18 protein-coding genes and 1 pseudogene are annotated in these 21,680 nt (G+C 66.9%); 5 read left to right on the top strand and 14 right to left on the bottom strand.

Annotated features, from left to right (window positions below; translation table 11 throughout):
• Position 1: 1 nt before the first annotated feature.
• A complete protein-coding gene (locus NA4_RS44095) occupies positions 2-1,462 on the bottom strand; it encodes an NsdA family TPR-like regulatory protein (protein ID WP_067467136.1) in 1,461 nt (486 codons plus the stop codon).
• A gap of 602 nt (positions 1,463-2,064) precedes the next feature.
• Positions 2,065-2,222 (bottom strand): annotated as a pseudogene (locus NA4_RS42495) (YbhB/YbcL family Raf kinase inhibitor-like protein); the annotation flags it as partial.
• Positions 2,223-2,238: 16 nt separating this feature from the next.
• Here NA4_RS42495 and NA4_RS40230 point away from each other — a divergent pair.
• Positions 2,239-2,772 (top strand): hypothetical protein, encoded by a 534-nt coding sequence (locus NA4_RS40230; protein ID WP_157128916.1) that lies wholly within the window; start codon positions 2,239-2,241, stop codon positions 2,770-2,772.
• A 213-nt stretch (positions 2,773-2,985) separates the two neighbouring features.
• Here NA4_RS40230 and NA4_RS09330 read toward each other — a convergent pair whose 3' ends face one another.
• The 3 genes from NA4_RS09330 to NA4_RS09320 form a co-directional block, all read right to left on the bottom strand.
• Positions 2,986-3,519, bottom strand: coding sequence for a YbhB/YbcL family Raf kinase inhibitor-like protein (locus NA4_RS09330; protein WP_067467127.1), 534 nt, complete (start codon positions 3,517-3,519; stop codon positions 2,986-2,988).
• A 19-nt stretch (positions 3,520-3,538) separates the two neighbouring features.
• The gene (locus tag NA4_RS09325; RefSeq protein WP_174552917.1) at positions 3,539-4,900 is read right to left on the bottom strand and encodes a M20/M25/M40 family metallo-hydrolase; all 1,362 of its coding nucleotides are present in this window, start codon (positions 4,898-4,900) and stop codon (positions 3,539-3,541) included.
• Positions 4,901-5,020: 120 nt separating this feature from the next.
• A complete protein-coding gene (locus tag NA4_RS09320) occupies positions 5,021-5,485 on the bottom strand; it encodes a GtrA family protein (RefSeq protein WP_067467120.1) in 465 nt (154 codons plus the stop codon).
• A gap of 134 nt (positions 5,486-5,619) precedes the next feature.
• On the opposite strand from NA4_RS09320, the gene NA4_RS09315 reads away from it, so the two are divergent.
• The 3 genes from NA4_RS09315 to NA4_RS09305 are packed head-to-tail and all read left to right on the top strand — an operon-like array spanning position 5,620 to position 10,252.
• Positions 5,620-8,118, top strand: coding sequence for a beta-ketoacyl synthase N-terminal-like domain-containing protein (locus NA4_RS09315; protein WP_067467117.1), 2,499 nt, complete (start codon positions 5,620-5,622; stop codon positions 8,116-8,118).
• Positions 8,118-9,008 carry an alpha/beta fold hydrolase gene (locus NA4_RS09310; RefSeq protein ID WP_067467115.1) on the top strand — a complete coding sequence of 297 codons (891 nt, stop codon included), beginning with the start codon at positions 8,118-8,120 and terminating at the stop codon, positions 9,006-9,008. The genes NA4_RS09315 and NA4_RS09310 overlap by 1 nt, the downstream gene beginning before the upstream one ends.
• Positions 9,009-9,022: 14 nt before the next feature.
• Positions 9,023-10,252 carry a hypothetical protein gene (locus NA4_RS09305; protein ID WP_157128914.1) on the top strand — a complete coding sequence of 410 codons (1,230 nt, stop codon included), beginning with the start codon at positions 9,023-9,025 and terminating at the stop codon, positions 10,250-10,252.
• 10 nt (positions 10,253-10,262) lie between these two features.
• Here NA4_RS09305 and NA4_RS09300 read toward each other — a convergent pair whose 3' ends face one another.
• Genes NA4_RS09300 through gmd form a run of 8 tightly spaced genes read right to left on the bottom strand, consistent with a single transcriptional unit; the run spans position 10,263 to position 20,107 of the window.
• Positions 10,263-11,612, bottom strand: a complete 1,350-nt coding sequence (locus tag NA4_RS09300; RefSeq protein ID WP_084496934.1) for a cytochrome P450 — start codon at positions 11,610-11,612, stop codon at positions 10,263-10,265.
• Positions 11,613-11,623: 11 nt separating this feature from the next.
• Positions 11,624-12,901, bottom strand: coding sequence for a flavin-containing monooxygenase (locus NA4_RS09295; protein ID WP_067467106.1), 1,278 nt, complete (start codon positions 12,899-12,901; stop codon positions 11,624-11,626).
• Positions 12,898-14,463: a glycosyltransferase family 87 protein gene (locus NA4_RS09290; protein WP_067467103.1), complete on the bottom strand. Its 1,566-nt coding sequence runs from the start codon at positions 14,461-14,463 to the stop codon at positions 12,898-12,900. The genes NA4_RS09295 and NA4_RS09290 overlap by 4 nt, the downstream gene beginning before the upstream one ends.
• Positions 14,464-14,521: 58 nt before the next feature.
• Positions 14,522-15,694: a nucleotide disphospho-sugar-binding domain-containing protein gene (locus tag NA4_RS09285; RefSeq protein WP_084496933.1), complete on the bottom strand. Its 1,173-nt coding sequence runs from the start codon at positions 15,692-15,694 to the stop codon at positions 14,522-14,524.
• A 4-nt stretch (positions 15,695-15,698) separates the two neighbouring features.
• Positions 15,699-16,883: a class I SAM-dependent methyltransferase gene (locus NA4_RS09280; RefSeq protein WP_157128913.1), complete on the bottom strand. Its 1,185-nt coding sequence runs from the start codon at positions 16,881-16,883 to the stop codon at positions 15,699-15,701.
• Position 16,884: 1 nt separating this feature from the next.
• Entirely contained in the window at positions 16,885-17,832 is a 948-nt protein-coding gene (locus tag NA4_RS09275; protein WP_067467094.1) for a GDP-mannose 4,6-dehydratase, read from the bottom strand.
• Positions 17,829-19,088 carry a class I SAM-dependent methyltransferase gene (locus NA4_RS09270; protein ID WP_218022278.1) on the bottom strand — a complete coding sequence of 420 codons (1,260 nt, stop codon included), beginning with the start codon at positions 19,086-19,088 and terminating at the stop codon, positions 17,829-17,831. Before NA4_RS09270 ends, NA4_RS09275 begins: the two co-directional genes overlap by 4 nt.
• Positions 19,085-20,107, bottom strand: a complete 1,023-nt coding sequence (gmd, locus tag NA4_RS09265) for a GDP-mannose 4,6-dehydratase (RefSeq protein ID WP_174552916.1) — start codon at positions 20,105-20,107, stop codon at positions 19,085-19,087. Before gmd ends, NA4_RS09270 begins: the two co-directional genes overlap by 4 nt.
• A gap of 86 nt (positions 20,108-20,193) precedes the next feature.
• Here gmd and NA4_RS09260 point away from each other — a divergent pair, with 86 nt between their 5' ends.
• On the top strand, positions 20,194-20,952 hold the full coding sequence (locus NA4_RS09260) for a polyprenol monophosphomannose synthase (protein ID WP_067467088.1): 759 nt from the start codon (positions 20,194-20,196) through the stop codon (positions 20,950-20,952).
• Here the strand turns inward: NA4_RS09260 and NA4_RS09255 are convergent.
• Positions 20,930-21,652, bottom strand: a complete 723-nt coding sequence (locus NA4_RS09255) for an NAD-dependent epimerase/dehydratase family protein (RefSeq protein ID WP_218022277.1) — start codon at positions 21,650-21,652, stop codon at positions 20,930-20,932. The genes NA4_RS09260 and NA4_RS09255 overlap by 23 nt on opposite strands.
• Between the last annotated feature and the right edge of the window lie 28 nt (positions 21,653-21,680).

Genomic DNA, 21,680 nt, shown 5'->3' with positions numbered 1-21,680 from the left:
GCTACTGCGCAGCTGGCACCATGGTTCGGATGTGCTCGCGAAGTTCTGCGACCTCGGGCAGATCGACGTGCTGATCGCAGGCATCTCTCAGTTGACCGAACGCGTGATTCACCCGGTCGGAGTGCACGTCCCCCAAGGAGTCGAGGGCCTGTTGGCCGAGGACAACAGCGTGGTGCGGATCGTCGCGGACCATAACCAAGGTGGCCAAGTTGGCGCTGGCGAGGGCTTTGCCCCGAGAGAAGCCGGTAGGGAATTCCACCATCGCGGAGTTGAGCCGGGCGTAGGCGTCGTTGAAGTTGCCACCACCGTGGACTGAGAGATACAGCAGCGCGCGGCCGGAGTCTCGGCGCAGGTGGGCACGGTCGTAGTAGGCGATCCAGTCCGGCGTCCGGTCGTCTTCGGCAGCGAAAGAGCCTTCGGCGCGGAGCACTGCGTCGATGCATTCGCGGCTGCGAGACACGCCGACGGCACCGAGCGCGCGGGCGTGGCGAGTGTGGATTACCGCGCTCAGTCTCGTCGGTAGAAGGTCGTTGCGCACCAAAGCCATCTCGGCATAGGTCAACGCGTCGTCGGCCCGCTTCTGATGGACGGCGAGATTGGCCAACCCGGTCAGTGCCTTGGCACGCATCGCCATGTCTTCAGCGTCGATTGCGCACTCGACCGCGAACTGGAACGCCTCCTTGGCCTCCGTGTGCATTCCGGCGTCGAAGCAAACGCCGCCAGTGGTGTCGGCGAGCTCGGCGAGCGCAGACAAGTAGTCGCGGCGCACGGCATCGCTGGCGAAAGTGCCGGACGCCAATGCAACGGCCATCCCGAGCTGCGCCACGGCGCCAGGCGCGGAGAGCTCCCCACCGTACTCGTGGTCTTGTCGAGCCAGGGTGCGTGCCCTTTTGCGGACACGCACGACATCGGCAGATCCGACATGTATGTCGATCGCTGCCTGCACTGCGCTGCCGAATGGCCCGACCATAGCGAACCCTGCGATCGATCCGGTCATCAGGCGAAGGAAGTTCTTGCGTTCCACGGCGTCATCTCCTCCACGGGAAGAGAGGGTCCTGCACCTCGACGATGCCCGCAGAGGATCGTCGGCAGGGTTGTGGTTCAGCGTATCGGCTTCCGGCGACTCGCCGAAAGATACTGACATTCTTCCGTCTGGACGCGGAGCTGAGCGAAATCCTGCCAGTTGCTGCTCGTCCGAGTGCTGGAGAGTCGTCTCTGTGTGCTCCCGGGCGTACACCAATGCTGCTCGGAACCTGTCGCGCTGGTCGTCGTCGAGTCGATCGAGCACGTCGTACAGCAGGCGCCGACTGGCGGCCCGTACGGTTGTCGTACGGCCGGTCTCCCATGAGACGACGCTCCGTCGAGTCACCCCCAGCTTGCGAGCGAACTCGATCCTGCTGAGCCGCAAAGCCTGCCGCAATGCGCAAATCTCCTGACCCGTCCATCCGATTTCGAAATCCATGCTCCCCACTCCCCTGCGCGTGGCCGATTGGAGCGGAAACTACCTCTTTAGGAGCAATTTTGGTGCTATTTCGCACCACCCAACTGCCTGCACGCTGTAGTCGGCCTCGCCGCCGGGTTGATGCCGTGCTCTCCTCGGCAACCCCGGCGGCGGGTGCGACCAACAGACAGCGAACAAGGCAGGGGTGACGTGGTGGGATTCAATTGGTGGCGGGAAGCGGAGCCGGACGAAACGTCGCCGCAGGCGATCATCGACCGCATACAAGCCGAGTGGCGAGCCGAACGCCGCCGCCGCGAACGTATCCGGGCCGGGCAACCCGAGCCCGCCGACACAGGACTGTGGCCGACCGGCGGGCCGCACCAAGCAGCACCTGATCACCCGCTGAGCGTGTCGGACGCTCACCGGATTATGCAGCTGCACAAGGGATGCCGCGTCGGTCAGTGCCCACGGAAAGCGGCGGCTTGGCAAACGTTGATCGACGCCGGGCGTGTGGTACCGGATGCCTCGCGAGAGATGGAGTGATGTTGGCCAGCCGCACTTCCACCAGGAACGCGCTGTGGCCCCGAGTATTCCGCTCAGGGCCACAGGTCTGAGATGCGAACCTATTTCTGCTCGTAGGTGCCGATCAGGGTGGCGCGGGCCAGCGTGTGGGAGAACAGGTTGAAGCCGAGGGAGGCGGGGGTGGCGTTTCGTCGATGCCGAGGCTTTCCGCGTCGACGGTGTGCACGACGATAAAGTAGCGGTCAGGGCCATTGCCCGGTCGGGCTGGAGGCACTGTGGAGCATCCGGACGAACTCTTCAGGCATCTGCGCACTCTGCCACCAGCTGACATCGAGGAGTGGCTGCAGAAGGGCGAACGACCAGCCGGTTTCAACTGGTTCGGGTTGGCGGAAGTAGCCGGATCCGAGGCTTTGCACGGCGACCCCTCAATCGCTCTCGAATGGGCGCGGGTAGCGGTGTCGGTCCGAAATCAGCTCGCCGGGATGGTCGTCGGCCGCTTTCAACGGGAGAATCAGATTACCGACGGTATGCGCTTGCGCGCCGATCTGATCAATAGACTCGGCCATGTCGCAGGCGATCCGCTGCTTGATTGCGAAGAAATATTCCGATGGTTCTTTGCCCGTCACGCCGGCGAGTTCGAAAAAGCAGCGGCAGACACCTCTCACTGGCGCGACCTCCCGATCGATCGCATCCGTGAGCTGCGTCAGATCAAGCTGGACCTGGGTGTGCTTCGCAGGCTGGAGCATTGCCCAGCTGCTTCATCTGATGAGGCAGCTCGGTGGTTTTCGCTCCGGCAGCACTTGCCATGACGAGGACGAGACAAAACATCCGGACTGGACAGAAACCTCGCCGGTAATCTGTGCCGCCGCGACGGAAGGTGTGACGGGATCAGTGGCGTCGGTTGGACAGCGGCGACGCCTCTCGGAGCAATCGGCTGGAGAGCGTATGGTGGTTGCCGTGTACTCCCGGAAAACGCTGTGGCCCTGAACATTTTGCTCAGGGCCACAGGTGCGATGGGGAACTTACTTCTGCTCGTAAGTGCCGATCAGCGTGGCGCGGGCCAACGTGTGGGAGAACAGGTTGAAGCCGAGGTAGGCCGGGGTGACGGTTTCGTCGATGCCGAGGCTTTCGACGTCGACGGCGTGGACGACGATGAAGTAGCGGTGGGGGCCGTGGCCGGGCGGGGGTGCGGAGCCGACGAAGCCGTGGAAGCCGCCGTCGTTGCGGAGGGTGATCGCGCCGGTGGGGAGGGCGCCGCCTTGCTCGCCGCTGCCTGCGCCGCTGGGCAGGGAGGTGACGGTGGCGGGGATGTCGGCGACGGCCCAGTGCCAGAAGCCGGAGGCGGTGGGTGCGTCGGGGTCGTACACCGTGACGGCGAAGCTCTTGGTTTCCGCCGGGAAGCCCGACCAGGACAGCTGCGGGGAGATGTCCTTTCCTCCCGCGCCGAAGACGCCGCTGACCTGGTCGTTGTTCAGCGGCTGGCCGTCGGTGACGTCGGTGGAGGTGAGGGTGAACGACGGCACCTGGGGCAGTGCGTCGTAGGGGTTGTAGGTCATGGAACCTCTTTCGGATCGGTCAGCTGTGTAGGAGGAAGTGTTCCAGTACGCGGGTGCCGAATTCGAGGGCGTCCACCGGCACCCGCTCGTCGACGCCGTGGAACAGGGCGGAGAAGTCCAGTTCCGGCGGCAGCTGCAGCGGGGCGAAACCGAAGCAGCGAATTCCCAAGCGGGCGAACGCTTTCGCGTCCGTGCCGCCGGAGAGCATGTAGGGCACGGTGCGGCCCAGTGGGTCGTGGGCGAGCACGGCGTTGTTCATCGCGTCGACCAGATCGCCGTCGAAGGTCGTTTCGTAGGAGTCGAGTTTGGTGATCCACTCGCGTTCGACGTCTGGGCCGATCAGCTCATCCACCTCGCGTTCGAACGCGGCCTGCCGCCCGGGGACCACGCGGCAGTCCACCACCGCCTCGGCGGTCTGCGGTATCACGTTGGCTTTGTACCCGGCCTGCAGCATGGTCGGATTCGCGGTGTCGCGCAGCGTCGCGCCGATGATGCGGGAGATGGTGCCGAGCTTGGCCAGCTGGCCTTCGATATCGGGGCTCGACGGGTCGAATTCGAGACCGGTCTCTTCGGCGACGGCGGCCAGGAACGCCGCTACCGACTCCGAAAGCACCAGGGGGAAGGTGTGTTTGCCCAGTCGAGCCACCGCGTCGGCGAGGATGGTCACCGCGTTGTCCTCGTGCAGGAACGAGCCGTGGCCGGCGCGGGCCTTGGCGCGCAACCGCATCCAGCCCAGACCCTTCTCGGCGGTTTCCACCAGATACAGCCTGCGTTCAGTGCCGTCGGGACGCGGGACGGTCAGTGAGAACCCGCCGACCTCCCCCACCGCCTCGGTGACGCCGTCGAACAAATCGGGCCGGTTGTCCACCAGCCACTGCGAGCCCCACTTGCCGCCGTTCTCCTCATCGGCGAGGAACGCGAAGACCAGATCGCGCGGCGGCACCGTGCCCTCGAGCTTGAACTGGCGGGCCACCGCCAGCGTCATCCCGACCATGTCCTTCATGTCGATCGCGCCGCGACCCCACACGTAGCCGTCGCGGACCGCGCCGGAGAACGGGTGCACGCTCCAGTCGGCGGCCTGGGCGGGCACCACGTCCAGGTGCCCGTGGATCATGAGCGCGCCACGACTGCGATCCGCGCCTTCCAGCCGCGCGAAGACATTGCCGCGTCCCGGTGCGCCGGACTCGACGTACTCGGTGATGTATCCCGCCTGGTGCAGCTGGTCGGCCACCCACTGCGCACACTCGCGCTCCCCCTTGGTGGTGGCCAGGTCGCCGGTGTTGGAGGTGTCGAAGCGGATCAGCGTGCTGACCAGCTCCACCACTTCCGACACCGCGCGGGTGTTTCGGTTCGGATCGATTCCTTCGCCAGTTGCGGACACGCTCCCTTTCCTACCACCCGGACGACGGTGCGATCGTGTGGCAGGGGTGTCGCGTCGGGTCGTGGAGCCCGCACGGTGCGTCATCGCGACCGGCACGGTTGCCGTCAGGATGAGCGCAACTCAGGCGTCGCGGTCGACTTCCTCGGGGAATACCACCCGCACGAATGCCCAGAAGCGGAACACCATGCCCAACGCGGTGCCGATCAGCTGCGCGGCGACGAAATCGGCGAGGTTCTGGGTGAACCGGGAGACTTCGGGCACCTCCAGGTGCAACACATACCGCGAGACCCACAGCGGTGCGGTGTTGATCGCGACGGCCAGGAAACTGACCAGGTAGAACAGCGCGGCCTCGTGATGCCCGCGCCGCCCGCCGCGCGCCTCGAAGGACCACTGCTTGTTCAGCACATACGACAGCGTGATCGCCGCGAGCACCGCGAGGACTTTGGCCGTGACCGGATGCGCCTCCAGCACAGTGCTCTTCAGGGTGAGAAAAACCGCGGTGTCCAGCGTGAACGCGGCGACACCTACGGAAGCGAATCGGATCAGTTCTCGACGCCGTGCCTCGCCCCCCAGCGCGGACGTCACCCGAGTGAAAACGGGGCGTTCGGAAAATAGCACAGGTAAAGTTTCCGGCACATGTCCCGAACCCACAACAAGATCGGCAGATTCACCACACCGGATATTTCGGCGAGGTGGATCGCGGCAGGTGAGAAGGCAGCGTGAAGAAGTCCAAGCGGCGCACCCGGCACCAGCAGGAAGAGCGCGACACGCCGGTGCTGGCCGCGGATCCCATCGCCGTGGTCGGCATGAGCTGCCGCTTCGCCGGGGGCGCGGATTCGCCGGAAGCCTTGTGGCGCTTGCTGGTCGAGGAGACCGACGCGGTCGCCGACGCGCCGCCGCCGGGCCGGTGGTCCGGCGACTACCGTGATCCGGATCGGTCCGCCCCGGGCAAGACGGTGTCGGTGGCCGGGGGCTATCTGCCGGATGTCGCCGGGTTCGACGCCGAATTCTTCGGGATCACCCCGCGCGAGGCGGCGGATATGGATCCCCAGCAGCGATTGGCGCTGGAATTGACCTGGGAGGCGTTCGAGGATGCGGGCATCCGGCCCGATCGGGTTCCGGAGACCGGCGTGTATTTCGCCAATAAATTCAATGACTATCGAGCCGTGAAACTCGCTCGCGGCGCCACCGCCATCACACCGTTCTCCAGTACCGGTGACGTCGAGGGCGTCATCGCCAACCGGGTGTCATACTTCCTGGGTTTCGACGGTCCGAGCATGACCGTGAACGCCTCCTGCGCGGGATCGTTGGTCGCGGTGCATTTGGCCTGCCAGGCGCTGCGGGCGGGTGAGAGCGCGCTGGCGGTTGCCGGTGGCGTGCAGCTGAACCTGATTCCCGAGACCGCTGTCGGGCTCTCGGCGCTGGGCGTGCTGTCCCCGCGGGGTCGGTCGCGGACGTTCGACGCCTCCGCCGACGGCTACGTGCGTGGCGAGGGTGGCGCGGTGGTCGTGCTCAAACCGCTGACGCAGGCGCTGCGCGACGGCGACCGGGTCTACTGCACCCTGCTCGGCAGCGCCACCAACAACAACGGCAAACACCGCTCCATGCCCGCCAGCAGCGCCGACGGGCAGCGGCAGCTGCTGCGGCGGGCGTGCGCGCGGGCGGGCGTCGACCCGATGACGATCGACTACGTAGAGGCCCACGGCACGGGCACCGCGATCGGTGACCGCGCGGAACTGTCCGCGCTGGCCGAGGTCTATGGCACCGGCCGCGCCCCCGACGCTCCGTTGACGGTCGGCTCGATCAAAACCAATATCGGGCATACCGAGGCGGCCGCGGGGATGGCTGGGCTGGTGAAGGTCGCACTCGCCCTGTCGCATCGGCGCATTCCGAGCAGTCTCCATTTCGACCATGCGCCAGGCGATTTCGACTCGGCGGCGGCTGGGCTGCGGGTCGCCGACAAGGCGTTGCCGTGGCCGCAGCACGATGGTCCGGCACGCGCCGCGGTGAGCGCGTTCGGTTTCGGTGGGTCCAACGCCCATGTGGTCGTCGAAGCGGCGCCGCACCCCGCGCCGGTGATCGCGTCCGAGATCCCGGAACGGCTGGTGGTGCTGTCCGCGCGCACCGAGGCCGCGTTGCGGGCGCACGCCCGCCGTCTGCGGGACCATCTCGTGAGCCAACCCGGCATCGCACTCGGCGACCTCGCGCATACGCTCGCCACGAGAACGCCGTTCCGTCACCGGCTGGCGGTGGTAGCCGAGGAGCTGGACCACGTTGTCGAGTTCCTCGACGGCTACCTGGACGGCGACGACGATGCGGACAGCGACGACAGGGAAAACGACGTGCTGAGCCGAGTGCTGTCGGCGGCTCTGCGGCCGGGCACCGTGGACCGGCGTGAGCTGCTGGCGGCGGCGGGCATGCTGTTCCGGCGTGGGATCGAGCCTGACTGGGCGGCCGTCAACCCACCGGGACGTCCGATCCCACTGCCCACGTATCCATTTCAGAGGGAACGGCATTGGGCGACTCCGCAAGCGCATGCTGATGTGTCCGGTGTTGCCCGGCCCTCCTCGCCGACCTATTCGCCGCCAGCCGAACCAACCGCGTCTATCGGCCGATCGACAGCCCGGCGTTCGATCGAGCATGTGGACCGTGACAACGAGTCGTCTGCGGACTACTACGCACTGGTCGAACCCGGTGACTTCGCCGGTACTCCGAGGCGCGCTGCGATCGAGCAGCCTGGCATCGCGCTGAACGAGTCGTCGAGCGCATCCGTTGCGGTCGGATCCGCTCCCGCCGCTGGCACATCGCTCGAGCGGCTCACCGTGTCCGGCGAACCGGCAGAGACCGCCGGGCCCGATGTCGCAGCACTTGCCGATGTGGTCACCGGGCAGCTGGCTGAGGTCGTCGGCATCGCGGCTGATCGCGTCGACGTGCGCCAGAACTTCGACCAGCTCGGCATCGGCTCGGTACATGCCGTCGAGCTCAGCGCTCGCCTGGGCGCCCGGCTGGGCATCGACGTCCCGGCCGCCATCTTTTGGGGTTGTCCCTCCGTCGAACTGCTGGCCGCCGAACTCGGCACCCGCCTCGGGTCCGCTGTGCCCGCAGCGGATTCCGTAACCCGGCCCGCTGCCCGGGCGGCGGTTGTCCAGCCGATCCCGGATGAGGAAGCCCTGTCCACCGCCGAACTGCTGGCGTTGAGCCGAGAGCTTCTGGGCTGATGCACGTCGAACGGACCTCCGCGATCGACGGGTTCCGGCTGGCGTACGACCGAATCGGCGCTGGAACCCCGGTGGTTCTGCTGCACGGGTGGCCCAGCGACAGGACCGAATACCGCGACGTGGTCCCGCTCTTGCCGATGCTGGACGTCGTCGTACCGGACCTGCGCGGCTTCGGCGCATCCGACAAGCACCTCGAGGATCCTGCGACGCAGTACAGCGCTTACGCGCAAGCACGCAGCATCATCGGACTCATCGAGGAACTGAAGCTGGACCGGCCAGTCCTCGGCGGGCGCGACATCGGCAGCAGGATCGCGCACACAGTGGCGCTCCAGCGTCCAGATTTGATACGTGAACTGGTGCTCACGCCGCCGTTGCCGGGCATCGGTGAACGGATCCTCTCCGCCGAAGCGCAACGAGAGTTCTGGTACGTGCCGTTCAACCAGCTCCGGCTCGCCGATGAACTCATCGACGGCAAGCCCGATGCCGTACGCGCCTTCCTGCGCCACTTCTGGTCGCACTGGTCCGGACCCGACTTCGTCCTAGCCGAAGATCATCTCGATCACCTTGTCTCGGTGTACTCCCAGCCGGGTGCCTTCACGGCATCCCTGGCTTGGTACCGGGTCGGTGTGGGAGGACTCGCTCGCATCGCCGCCGAACGCGCACCTGAGCCGGCCCAGCGCCTTGCCGTCCCCACCACGGTGCTGTGGCCGGAGAATGACGTGTTGTTTCCGAGAAGTTGGGCCGATCGGCTGGGTCACTACTTCGCCGACCTGCAGGTCCGGCATGTTGACGATGCGGGGCATTTCATTCCACTGGAGAGCCCGCAAACGTTCGCCGCCGCCGTGATCCAAGCTGCGACCCGAGGCACCGCTGCCCGACATTCGCCGTGAAGGGTTCTGGCTGGGTGATGCTCTCGAGGGCGATCTATGTCGCCGTCGCGGCTCTGCTCACGGTGCTGATCCTCGTCCCTCAGGTGCGACTGTATCGGGATGAGCAGCCGCGCACTGATGTCATCGCCCAATTGCGGTTTCTCCGTGCCGAATTGAGATCCGGGCTCGGAGAGGAGATGCAGGGCATGTTCCCCGAGGGGTATTTCTTTTCGCACGCCTTGTACGGGTTGGCGTGGGTCGACGTCGCGCGCGGCGACACGACGTATCGGGCCGAGGCGCTTCGGGAGGCGCGCTGGGCGCTGGAGAGTTTGGGATCGCCTTCGGGGCGAGCAGTTTTCGATGCGCGACTGCGCCCGGCATACGGTGTCTTCTACGTCGGATGGTCCAGCTGGTTGCGCGGGGCCGTGATCGAACTCGCCGGTGCCGGCGCACCGGAGACGGCGCAATTCACCGCGGACTGCGAGGCACTCGCGACGGCATTCGGTACGGACGGGCCCTTCCTTGCGGCGTATCCGGGCCAAGCCTGGCCGGTCGACAGCGTGGTAGCTGTGGCCGCGCTGAGGTTGCACGATCGTATTGTCGGATCGCGTTTCGAGCCGGTGATCGCCGAATGGCTGACGTCGGCTCGCCGGCACCTGGACCCGGCGACCGGTCTACTGCCGCACCAAGCGGCACCCCTGGTGGAGGGTGCGCGTGGCTCGTCACAATCGGTGATCCAGCGTTTCCTGCCCGAGATAGACGCCGCATGGGCGGGAGAGCAGTACAGCGCATTCCGCCGACTATTCGTCGATACCCCGCTCGGCCTGCCGGGAGTGCGGGAGTATCCGCACGGCCAGAACGGCGCGGGCGATGTGGATTCCGGGCCACTCGTTCTCGGGGTCAGCGCCTCGGCGACGGTGGTCGCCATCGGCGCGGCCCGAGTGCACGGCGATCGTTCCCTCGCCGGTCCACTCACCGGCCTCGGCGAAAGCCTCGGCGTACCAGTCACTCTCGGCAATTCCAAACGCTACGCCTTCGGTGCTCTCCCAGTCGGCGATGCCTTCCTGGCCTGGTCCTTCGCCGTACCGCTCGCCACCACCACAACATCGTTCCCGCCGGTGGTCCAATGGTGGTGGCGGATGCCCTGGCACGCGCTCGCGCTGACGGTCCTCACCCTGCTCTGGTTCCCTGCAGTCCGCGAACTCGTCCGGCGAGTGCGCGCGGGTCAGCGCATCGTCCCGGCCACCCGCCATCTGCCCAGCTGATCCGAGCGAATCAGGTTGTCAGTGGCTCGGTGACGCGGCGGACCGGCCGGATGCGGATGCCGAATTCCGGTCGCAGGTTGACCGAGGCCAGCGGCACCACCGGATGGGCGTCGTCGAGTTCGAGGCGGAAACGCTGCACCGTCATGGCCAGGATCAGCACCATCTCCGTCATCGACATGTCCTTGCCCAGGCAGATGCGTGGACCGCCGGAGAACGGGAAGAATGCGAACTTGTGCCGCTCGGCCACCGCTTGGTCGGTGAAACGCTCCGGACGGAACTGCTCCGGGTCGTCCCACAGGCGCTTGTCGCGGTGAACGTAATACATGCACAAGGTGACTCGCGCACCAGCCGGGACGTGGTAGCCGCCGATCTCGTCGTCGGCGATCGGCGTGCGCTCCACGATCCAGGCGGGCGGATACAGGCGCATCGTCTCCTCGATGACCATGCGGCAGTAGTTCAGCTGCCCCAGATCGGCGAAGGACGGGACCCGGTCGCCGATCACCGAACGCACCTCCTCGGCCAGCCGCTCCTGGACCTCCGGGTGCGTGGCCAGCAGGTAGCACGCCCACGACAGCGCGTTCGCCGGGGACTCGTGGCCTGCCACCAGCAGGGTCTTGATCTCGTTGAGCAGATCTTCCTCGCGCATGCCCTGCCCGCCCTCGTCGCGGGCGCGCACCAGCGCGGTGAGCACGTCGGTGGTGTCGGCGCCGCGGCGGCGTTCCTCGATGAGATGCCGTACCACGTCGTCGAGTTCGCCGACCTTGCGCGCGACCCGCCGCGCCTCGGGGGTCGGGAAGGACTGCGGCAGTTTCACCGGCGCGTTCACCCGCTTCATGATGAGCGCGAACGCCGCCCGCATCGCGTCGGTCACCTGGGCGGTGTCGGTGGACAGGTCGATGCTGAACAGGATCCGGCCGGTCACCGCGAGCAGCAGCTTGACGTAGTCGTCGTAGATGTCGCGGAACTCCCCCGCGGCGGCGTCCCAGCTGTCGAGCATCGCCGCGGCGCTGTCGGTGATGTCGTCGGCGAAACCCTTGACGTGCGAATGGGAGAACGCCGGTGAGATGAGTTTGCGCTGCTTGCGCCAGTACTCCAGGTTGTTGGTGGTCAGCTGCCCATCGCCGAGCAGGATGCTGAACTCGTCGTAGATCGGGCTCTTGCGGTAGTTGGTGTAGTTGTCCTTGAGCACGTACTCGGTCATCGCCGGGTCCGCGACCAGGTAGACCAGCATCGGGCCCGCTTTGACCCGCACGACGTCGCCGTAGCCGTCCAGCAGCTCGCCCACCGTGGCGAGCGGGTTCTTCGCCAACTTCGGCAGCATGCGTCCGGTTTCCACCAGACTTGGCCCGGGTGCTTTCATGGTCCGACCTTTCACTTCAACAGCTTGGCGTGCTTGCGCAGCTGGTTCACGTAGTCCTGTTTCTCCACCACCAGCGGGTACTGGTCGGCGTGGTAGAGCCGCAGCCCGGCATACAGGTCGGGTTGGCGGCCCTGAGTGGCGCGGTCGAAGCGCGCGACCCGCTGCGGATCAGCCGCTTTCGTACCGAGATACTCGGCGACGAGCTCGGCTTGCTTCTCGTACACGTCCCAGTGCGAGCCGATCGGCCGTACCATTCCGACCACGAACAGGTCGCGGGTGTGCGGCGGAAAGATGTTGAGGTACAGGCCCGGTCGCAGATTTCCCTCGGCCCAGTTGAGGTGGGCGCGGTCGACGACGGGATAGTTCGGTACGAACCCGGTCGCCAGCAGCACCAGATCGACCTTCTCCTCGGTGCCGTCGGCGAAGGTGACCCGGTCGTCATCGATCGCGGTGACGTCGGGCTTGGGGGTGATGTCGCCGTGGGTGTAGTAGTGGTGCAGCTGGTCGCCCAGCATCGGGATGACGATGCCCTCGGCGAAGTCGGGCACCGGAAGGCCGAACGAGCGGGACCGGCCGCGCAGGTACCCGAACAACCGCTCGAAGGCCCGCTTGCGCAGTGGCCGCCACATCCGTCCCTGCAGCATGGTGTCGGTCGGGCGGCCGAGCAGGTATTTGGGCATGCAGTAGAACCCGCGTCTGCTGCTGTGCAGGGTGAGCGCCGCGTTCACCGCGCAGTCGGACAAGATGTCGGCGGCCGACTGCCCGGCGCCCACCACCAGCACACGCTTGCCCAGCACTTGTTCGGGATGGCGGTATTCGCTGGAATGCAGCACGGGCACGGTGCTGGTACCAGGAATGTCGATGCTTCGCGGGGTGCGGTCGTGCCCGGTGGCGATGACGACCCCCGCGTACGCGCGCTGGTCGCCGTCGGCCAGCGTCACAGTCCATCCGTCGTCCGCGGGCTCGATCCGCTGCACCGCGGTGTTCAACCGGATGTGCGGCCACAGATCGAACGCCTCGGCGTAGGAGTGCAGGTACCGTAGCACGAGCTCGTGCCCGGGATAGTCGGGATAGACCTCGGGCATCGGGAAGCCCGAAAAAGCTTGCACACCTTTGGAAGCGATGACATGGGTGTTGTGGCTGACCGGTGAGTCCGCCCGCCGCGCATCCCAGATCCCGCCGATCCCGTCGGCTGCCTCCAGGACCTCGAATTCCAGGCCGTGTGCGGCGAATCCGCGGGCGGTCGCCAATCCGGCCGCGCCCGCGCCGATGATGCAATACGTACTCATGCCGCAGCCACCCGTTCGGCCTGAGGCTCGTCGGTGCGCGGCACCGGGTCCGGTTCGGTTCCCGCGCTCGCGCGCCAGGCCACCACGAAGCAGGCGACGTAGATGACCGTCTGTCCCACCAGCGTGAAGTAGACGTTCTCGTTGTAGAACGCCACGACCAACCAGGCCACGGTGAGCAGTGCGACGGTGCGTGCGCCGCCGCGCATCAGCCCGGCGTACACCGCGAGCATCCACACCGCGCCGACGGCGATGTACACCCACGGACCGAACGGGGCGCGGAACGACGCCAGCGTCAGCACCGCCAGCCAGATGGCCAGCTGCTCGGCGCGCAGCCGCGGACCCTGCGCGCCCGCGGCCACCCGCCGGTGGATACGGATCGCGGTGACCGCCACCAGGATCAGCAGCAGCAGGGTGTAGACGTTGGTGATCAGGCGTGCGGGACCGGTCGGGTCGCCGATGTCCCAGCCGATGATCTCCGCCTTGTACGGCAGCCCGAACGGCGAGTAGTTGACCAGCTGGTTGGCCCGTTCCACCAACACGAACTGGTGGAACTCGCCGCTGGCCAGCCGCTGCCAGGTGCCGTCGGACAGGAACATCCGCCACGGCTGCCAGCCGAAGATCGCCAGCGTCGCCGCCGAATACAGGCCGCAGAACGCCGCGGTCCACACCGCGGGCCGCCAGCGTCGCTGCACCAGCAGATAGACCAGCAGGATCGCCGGGGACACCTTGGCGATGATCGCGAACGCCAGTGCCGCACCGCCGAACACATTGCGCCGCAGCTGGAACAACACCATGGCGCCCGCCGCGCCGACGTAGAGCACCAGCACGTGGATGTTGCCGATCTGCAGGGTCGCCAGGGTGGGCAGGCTGATCCACACCACCGGCGTCAGCGCGGCCAACACCGCGCCCTGCCTACCGCCGATCCAGCGGGCGATGGCGAACATGGCCACCAGCACGATCGCGACGTACAGCGAGTACCACAGCGCGCGCAGCGTGGCGAAATCGTGGCTGAACAGCAGCAGCAACCGCGGCAGCAGCAGGAACGGCGGCGGGTACAGGTAGGCGTCGCGGTCCTGCGGGGCCACGCTGGGCAGCACCGAATCCGCCTGCGGCGATTCGTACCGGTGCCGGTCGAACAGACTGCCGGGTTCGTGCTCGGCCATCAGCGCCCCGCTGATGTAGCCGGACAGATGGGACTTCTTGACCAGGAATTCGTCGTCGGCCGACAGGGAGGCATCGACGTTGTCCGCGTCGAGGATGAACTGCGTCAGCCGGGCCAGCACTGCGACGACGAGCAGGATGACCACGCTCCACAGCACCCGCACAACGATCGGTTTGCTCCGCACCACCTCCCGCCACTGGGCCGGGACGGTCGGCACGAAAAGCACGAAAAGCACCGCCGCGCAGACTATTCCGAGTAAGGCGGTGACCGGCCCTGGTAGGCCGGTAAGCGCGAGCACGATCATCACGACGGGGACGAGAATGCCGACCACGAACACCGCGTACATCGCGGTGTAGTAGTCGAGCGAACCCCGGAAGCGGGTCCATGTCCTGGATATCATCTGCAACCTACGGCTTTCGGGTTCCCGCGCCGCCCCGGCTCGGGCGGCGCGGCTGGTCTCATCTTGTCGCTGCCCCGGTGGCCAGCAGCGGAATCACCTGCGCCACCACGTCCTGCGCCGGGGGCGCGGCACGCAGGTCAGCGCCGATCCGCTCGGCGGCCGCACGGAAGTGGGGTTCGCGCAGCAGCGTGCGGATCGATGCGGCGAGTGCTTCGACGTCGCCCTGGGCAGCCGGAGTCTCGGCGGCCAGTCCCGCGCCCACACGCACCAAGCCGCGGGCGTAGTCGAACTGGTCGAACATTTGCGGCAGCACCAGCTGCGGCAGGCCGAACCAGCCCGCGGTCAGGCCGGTGGTCGAGCCGCCGTGGTGCACGAGCAGATCGCAGCCGGGCAGGAACAGGTTCAGCGGCACCTCCTCGACGACCCGCACGTGGCCGGGCAACTCGCCGACCGCGGCACGGTCGTGCGCGGACAGCGCCACGATCACCTCGGCGTCGGCCACCTCGCCCAGCGCCGCCAGCACCGACTCCAGCGGCCGCGGACCGGTCAGGCTCAGCGTGCTGCCGCCCATGCAGACCGCGATCCGCTTGCGGCCGCTCTCATTTCGGTGCCATTCCGGCAGCGCGCCGGTGCTGTTGAAGGGGACGTAACCCACCGGGATGCTCGCCGCCGCGTCCGGTGCCTGCAGCCGCGGCGGGCAGATGTCGAGTACGGCGACCGGGTCGGCCAACCGGGTGCCTTGCTCTTCGGCCAGCGCGGCGGTGCGTTCGGTGAACGGGCCACCGGTGGGGTCGATGCCCCAGCGGTGCACCAGGACTGGCAGATCCAGTTCCGCGCCCAGGGCGCGGCCGATGGTGGCCAGCGGGTCGGTGAGGATCACGTCCGCACCCCAGTCCCTGGCCACCGCGGCGAACGTCTCGAGGTACTGGCCGGCATGGTTGTGCCAGTTCTGCGCGGCGATCTGCCACAGCCCCTGCCCGCTGGGCTGGTCGCGGTCGGCGAACAGCGGAAGAGGGAACATGCCCTCGTTCACTCTGGTGCGCAGCTCGTCCATCGGCACGTTCAGCGCCGTCAGCTCGACGGCGTTCAACCCCGAACGAAGCGCCGTTGCGGTCACGTCGTTGCGCGAGGCGACCAGCACCTCATGACCGGCCAGCCGCAGCGCCCAGCAGAACGGCACCATCGCCAGCAGATGCCCGGACGAAGGCACCGGTACGACAAGAAACTTCATCGATTCACTCCTTCGGCTTCATCCATTCCATCGGATTGGTGTGCCGAGGCACCCATGATGGAGCCGATTGCTCGGCGTTGCGGCGCTTTTCGATCACCACGATGTTGTGGTAGAAGTGCAGCGCCCCGATCCAGTCGTCGAACTCGCCCGCGGCGCGGCCGGAATCCTTCTCGAATTCCTGCTGGTGCAGGGCGTCGACGAGGGTTTTCAGGTAGCCGACCGTGGTCGACGGGTCGTCGGTGCTGGTGCTGCTTCCGCCCCAGCCGGACCAGTAGGAGGTCTGGGTGTCCTCCACCACGTACAGCCCGCCGGGCCGCACATGCGCGAACAGCGCCCGGAACGAGGCGATCACGTCGCCGCTGATGTGGCTGCCGTCGTCGATGATGATGTCGAACGGGCCGAGCGAGCGGCCGAGTTCGTCGAGGAACGCCGCGTCGCCCTGGTCGCCCTGCAGTGGTTGCAGCCGGGGTTCGGCGATGCCGGACTTGTCGAAATAGTCCAGCCCGTACACCAGGCCGCGGCGGAAATACTGCTTCCACATGCGCAGCGACGCGCCGCCGACGTTGGGTGCGGTGTATCCGCCGATGCCCAGTTCCAGTACCCGCACCCGGCTGTCGCGCAGCGGGGCGAAGTGCCGCTCGTAATGCTGGGTGTACCAGTGCCCGCCCCACTTGTCCGAACCGAACTGCAGCGACAGCGCGTTGAGGTCGTAGTGGTTGGGGCGGCAGGCGGTGACGATCCGGTCGGCGGCGACGGCGGCGGCGTCGCGGGCCAGCCGCCACGGGTCGTCGGGGGCGAAGCTGGCCGGTCCCGGTTCGTCCTTGATCGCGATGGCGCGGGTGCCGATGGCGGCGTCGGGCGGGCCGTAGACCGCGCGCAGTAGCTCCACCAGATCCTGGCGCACCACCAGCCACGGATCTTCCAGGGTGCCGGGGGCGATCGCGGGCTCGTCGGCGCCGAGAGTGAGCAGATAGTCCAGTTGCTTGCCCTCGTGGGTCAGCTCGAACACCGCGGTAACCGGTTGCCCGGGGCGGGTGCCGGTACCCGCGCGCCAGGCGATCTCCTCGAGCACCGCCTCGGCCACGGCCTCGGTGCCGATCTCCCCGATGCGCGCGGCGGTCTCCTCGTAGACGCCGTCGGCGATCGCGATCAGGTGGGCGGCGAGGACATTCTCGTCGTTCAGGTTCACGTCATCCATCCGTTCCGCCGGTGCGTACCGGCTTCGATTCCTCCACCAGGCGCACGCCCTCGGCGACGAGCATGGCCCGGACCATGCCGCGGAAGTCCACCGATGGACGCCACCCGGTCCGCTGGCGCAGCCTCGTCGCGTCACCCACCAGCGGTTGCCTGCTGCGGGTGAGCATCGAGGAGCGTTCGCGGACATGGTCTTTCCAGTCCAGTCCGGCCATGCCGAACGCGGCCGCGCAGAACTGCGCGACCGTATGGTGTTCGCCGGTGGCGACGACGAACTCGTCCGGCTCGTCGAGGGCCAGAATCCGGGTCATCGCCTCGACATAGTCCGGTGCGTACCCCCAGTCGGCTCCCGCGTCCAGCCGGCCCACCTCGAGCACCTCGGTGTCGCCGCGCTGGATCCGCACGACCGCGCGCGCGATCTTGCGCGTGACGAACTTCTCTGCGCGCAAGGGTGATTCGTGGTTGAACATGATTCCCGCGGCCGCGAACACGCCACGGGCACGGTAGGCGCGGCAGGCCAGCAGGCCCGCCGCTTTGGTCACGCCGTAGATCGAGTCCGGTGCCAATCCGCTGTTCTCGTCGCACACCGCCGCGTGGCCGGGTCCGAAGACGTGCGAGGAGGCCGGGTAGAACAGGCGGGTGCCGGTGCGGTGGCGCTCGATCGCTTCCGCGAAGTGCTGCACCGGCAGCGTGTTCACCCGATGCGAAGCCCGCGCCAGCTCGTGCGGGTCACCGTGGTCGTCCTGCGAGGAGTGCTGCACCGCCGCCAGCAGATACACCTGCCTGGGGCGTTCGGTCGCGATCAGGTGATCGACGGCCGCCGCGACGGTGATGTCGACGGGGCCGCCGCGGCCGATCCGCAGCACCTGCTCACCGCGCGCGGCGAGCAGGTCCGACAACAATGTGCCGTCCTGCCCCGCCGCGCCCGTGACGACGACGGTCATCTGGAGACCACGTCCAATTCCGGCAGTGGGAACACCAGCCGTCCTCCGGCCGCGCGGAATGCGCTTTCCCGCTCGAGCATCATGGTGCGGAAGTGCCAGGGCAGCACGAAGAACTGGTCGGGAGCCAGCTCGCGTGCCTGCGCCTCGGACACGATCGGGATCGCGCTGCCGGGGGTGAACTTGCCGAACTTGTCGTCGTTGACCTCCGCGATGCAGGGCAGGTCGTCCGGCCCGATACCGCAGTGCTGCAACACCACATTGCCCTTGGTGGAGGCGCCGTAGCCGAGCGTGCGTAGGCCGGCCTTGCGGGAGCGGTCGAAGAAGTCCCGGACCTGCTCGCGATGCTCCTCGACTCGTTTGGCGAAGTCGGCGTAGGGCTGCGGGGTGTGCAGCCCGAGCGCGGCTTCCTCCTGACGCATCCGATCCAGCGCGGCGGCGTCGGCGGCGGACGGTGCGCCCCGCTTGCCCAGCGTGAGGGCGAAACTGCCGCCGTTGACGGTATTGCGCTCCACTTCCAGCACCACGAACCCGCACCGCCGCGCCATCCACTCGATCTGGTCGAGGGTGTAGTACTCGAGGTGCTCGTGGCAGATCGTGTCGTAGGAGGTGGTGGCCAGCATCGCGGGCAGGTAACTCTGTTCGAGTACCCAGATGCCGTCGTCGGTGAGGCTGTCGTAGACCGCCTGCATGAACTCCAGCGGGCTGGGCACGTCGTAGAACATGGCGATCGAGGTGATCGCCTTGGCTCGCCGTCCCTCCAGCACCGATTCGACCAGTTCGCGGTTGAAGTATCCGGTCACCAGCCGCACATGCGGTGGATAGAACCGGCGGAACTTCTCCCCCAGCGGGTCGACCCCCACGATGGTCGCCGACCCCTCGGGGTAGGCCCGCAGCAGCGTCGCGTCGTTGCTGCCGATGTCGATCACCAGATCCTGCGGCGTCAACGACAGGCGTTCCCGGATCCTAGCGACCCGGTGAGCCAGGTGGTCGATCATCGATCGATTCAGCCCGGAGCGGTATCCGTAACCCGGGGAATACATCTCGTCGAAATCGGCGGTATGGCGCAGTTGCACCAGCCCGCACTCCTCGGGGCCGGTGGGCACACAGCGCACCAACTCCAAGGGGTAGCGCGGCACGGCGGTCGGGTCGGTGGCCGGGAACACCCCGGTCAGCGCCATCGTCCCGAGATCGACGACCGTCTCGAGCCGGGTGTTCCCGCATACCCGGCAGCAATCCACCGCCACTGCTTGCGTCACGCGTTCTCCATATCGTGGGCGACCATCAGTTCGACAAGTTCGGTGAAGCTCGTGCGGGGTTCCCACCCGAGCTTCTTCTTCGCCTTGGTCGGGTCACCGGTGAGGTGATGCACCTCGGCGGGCCGGAAGTAGGTCGGGTCGACCTCGACCAACACCTGGGAGGTGCGCCGGTCGATCCCTTTCTCGTCGAGACCGGTTCCCTCCCAGACTAATTCGACGCCGGTCGCGGAGAAGGCGGTCTCGCACAACTCGCGAACGCTGTGTGTCTCGCCGGTGGCGATCACGTAGTCGTCGGGTTCGGGCTGCTGGAGCATCAGCCACATCGCCTCGACATACTCCTTGGCGTAGCCCCAGTCGCGGCGGGCGTCCAGGTTGCCGATGAAGAGCTTGTCCTGTTTGCCCTGCGCGATGCGCACCGCGCCGCGGGTCACCTTTCGGGTGACGAAAACCTCTCCGCGCCTGGGCGATTCGTGATTGAACAGGGTGCCGTTGACCGTGTACATCCCGTAGGCCTCGCGGTGGTTCACCGTGATCCAGTACGCGTACAGCTTCGCCACCGCATACGGCGAGCGCGGATGGAACGGTGTGTCCTCACGCAGTGCGACGTCGTGCAAGCCGCCGTACAACTCCGAGGACGAGGCCTGGTAGAACTTGGTCGCGATGCCGGTCTTGCGGATCGCGTCCAGGATGCGCAGCGTGCCGATCGCGTTGGTCTCGGCGGTGAACTCCGGGATCTGGAACGAGATGTGCACGTGCGATTGCGCACCCAGGTTGTAGATCTCCGCCGGGCGCACGTCCTCCAGAATGCGGTTGAGGCTGCTGGAGTCCATGAGATCCCCATAGTGCAGGAATAGCCGGCGCTGCGAATGCGTATCGGAATACAGGTGATCGATGCGGTCGGTATTGAAATTCGACGCACGCCGGATAATCCCGTGCACCTCGTATCCCTGCTGCAGCAGGAATTCTGTCAGATAAGACCCGTCCTGGCCGGTGATGCCGGTTATCAAAGCTTTTCTCATCAAACCTCCAACCCTGAGACTAACGGGTCTCGAAAATGGCGGCAACACCTATCTTTCGGTCGCCGCCGGTACTAAAATTCGATTGCATGAGCGCGGCCTCCGAAAAAACTCTGGTCATGATTCCGACATACAACGAGCGTCGCAACGTCGGGCCGTTGCTTGCTCAGATCCTGGAACAGGGCACGGATTTCGATGTCCTGTTCGTCGACGACAACTCCCCCGACGGCACCGGCGACCTGCTCGATGAGCTGGCACAACAGTACGCGCCCCGAATCCACGTGCTGCACAGGGCCGGTCGCCAAGGCGTCGGTTCCGCACATCAGGCCGGTATCCGCTGGGCCTACGGGCAGGGGTACCGGCACATCATCACGATGGACTCCGATTTCGCGCATCCGCCGTCGTATCTTCCGGCATTGCGCGCCGCCGCCGACGGTTTCGACATCGTCGTCGGCTCGCGCTATCTGAAAGAGGACAGCCTGGCCGACTGGACTCCCTTCCGCAAGGTTCTCACCCGGGTCGGGCATTTTCTCACCGTGACATTGCTGCGGATGCCCTACGATGCCACCGGCGCGTTCCGATACTACCGTCTGGACGCCGTTCCGGTAGCTGCTTTCGATAAGGTTCGATCGACCGGGTACTCGTTCTTCTTCGAAAGCCTCTACATCCTCAACGCCAATGGTTTCCGGATCGAGCAGGTGCCCATTCACGTGCTCAACCGCACCGCAGGCGCGTCGAAGATGCGCACCCGCGACGTGGCGACCAGCGTGCGTTTCCTGTTGGTGCTGTGCGCGGAGAAGTACCTCCGGCCCAGCCGTCATCGCATCAGCTCGCTCGTGCACCGGTGACCCTCTCGGCCAGCCAGTCGATCACCGCCGCCGCCTCCGGCCAATCGGAGCCGGTGGCGGTGAGCGGGAACTGGTCGTCGACATAGTCTTTGGCGAACTCCGAGCGCGAGCCCACCGCGTCGCGGACCTCGGCCAGCGTCACCCAGGTGCGTGCACCCACCTCGCGTAGGCCGGTGTCGCCGAGATGCTCGGCGATCCAGCCCGCGCACCAGTCCACCGGCGCGAAGCTCTGCCGCGATCGGCCACTGGCGAACACCGGGCGGTTTGCGGCCATGTCGGCGAGCACGCCCTTGCGGTAGTCACCGCCGAACATCGGTCCGAGCCGGACGACGAAAGTGTCGGCACCGGAACACAATTGCTCGGCCTCGGCGCGATGTCGCCCGTAGACCGTGTCCAGTTGGGTGCGCGCGGAAATGCTGCTGATCTGCACGAATCGGTCCCAGCGCCACTGCTCGCGCAGCAGGCGCGTCTTGTCCACCGTCTCCGCGTGGTCGGCGTCCGGATTGTGCTCGGCCCAGAACCGTTTCGACGGGCAGGCGGCATTGATCAGCACGTCGTAGCGGCCGGCGCTGCGGTGGCGTTCGTGGTCGGCGCGCACCACCGGCACCACCTCCCACTCGGTCCGCGTGCCGAGCGCCTCGACCAGCGCGGCACCGACGTAGCCCGCAGCGCCGACGACCGCCACGCGCAGCCCGCTCATGCCGCGCTCCGGGGATGCCACCGGGCCG

Source organism: Nocardia amamiensis NBRC 102102, assembly GCF_001612745.1.
Classification (GTDB): domain Bacteria; phylum Actinomycetota; class Actinomycetes; order Mycobacteriales; family Mycobacteriaceae; genus Nocardia; species Nocardia amamiensis.
The sequence above is the reverse complement of the archived record's forward strand: the minus strand, read 5'-3'. Positions and strand labels throughout refer to the sequence as shown.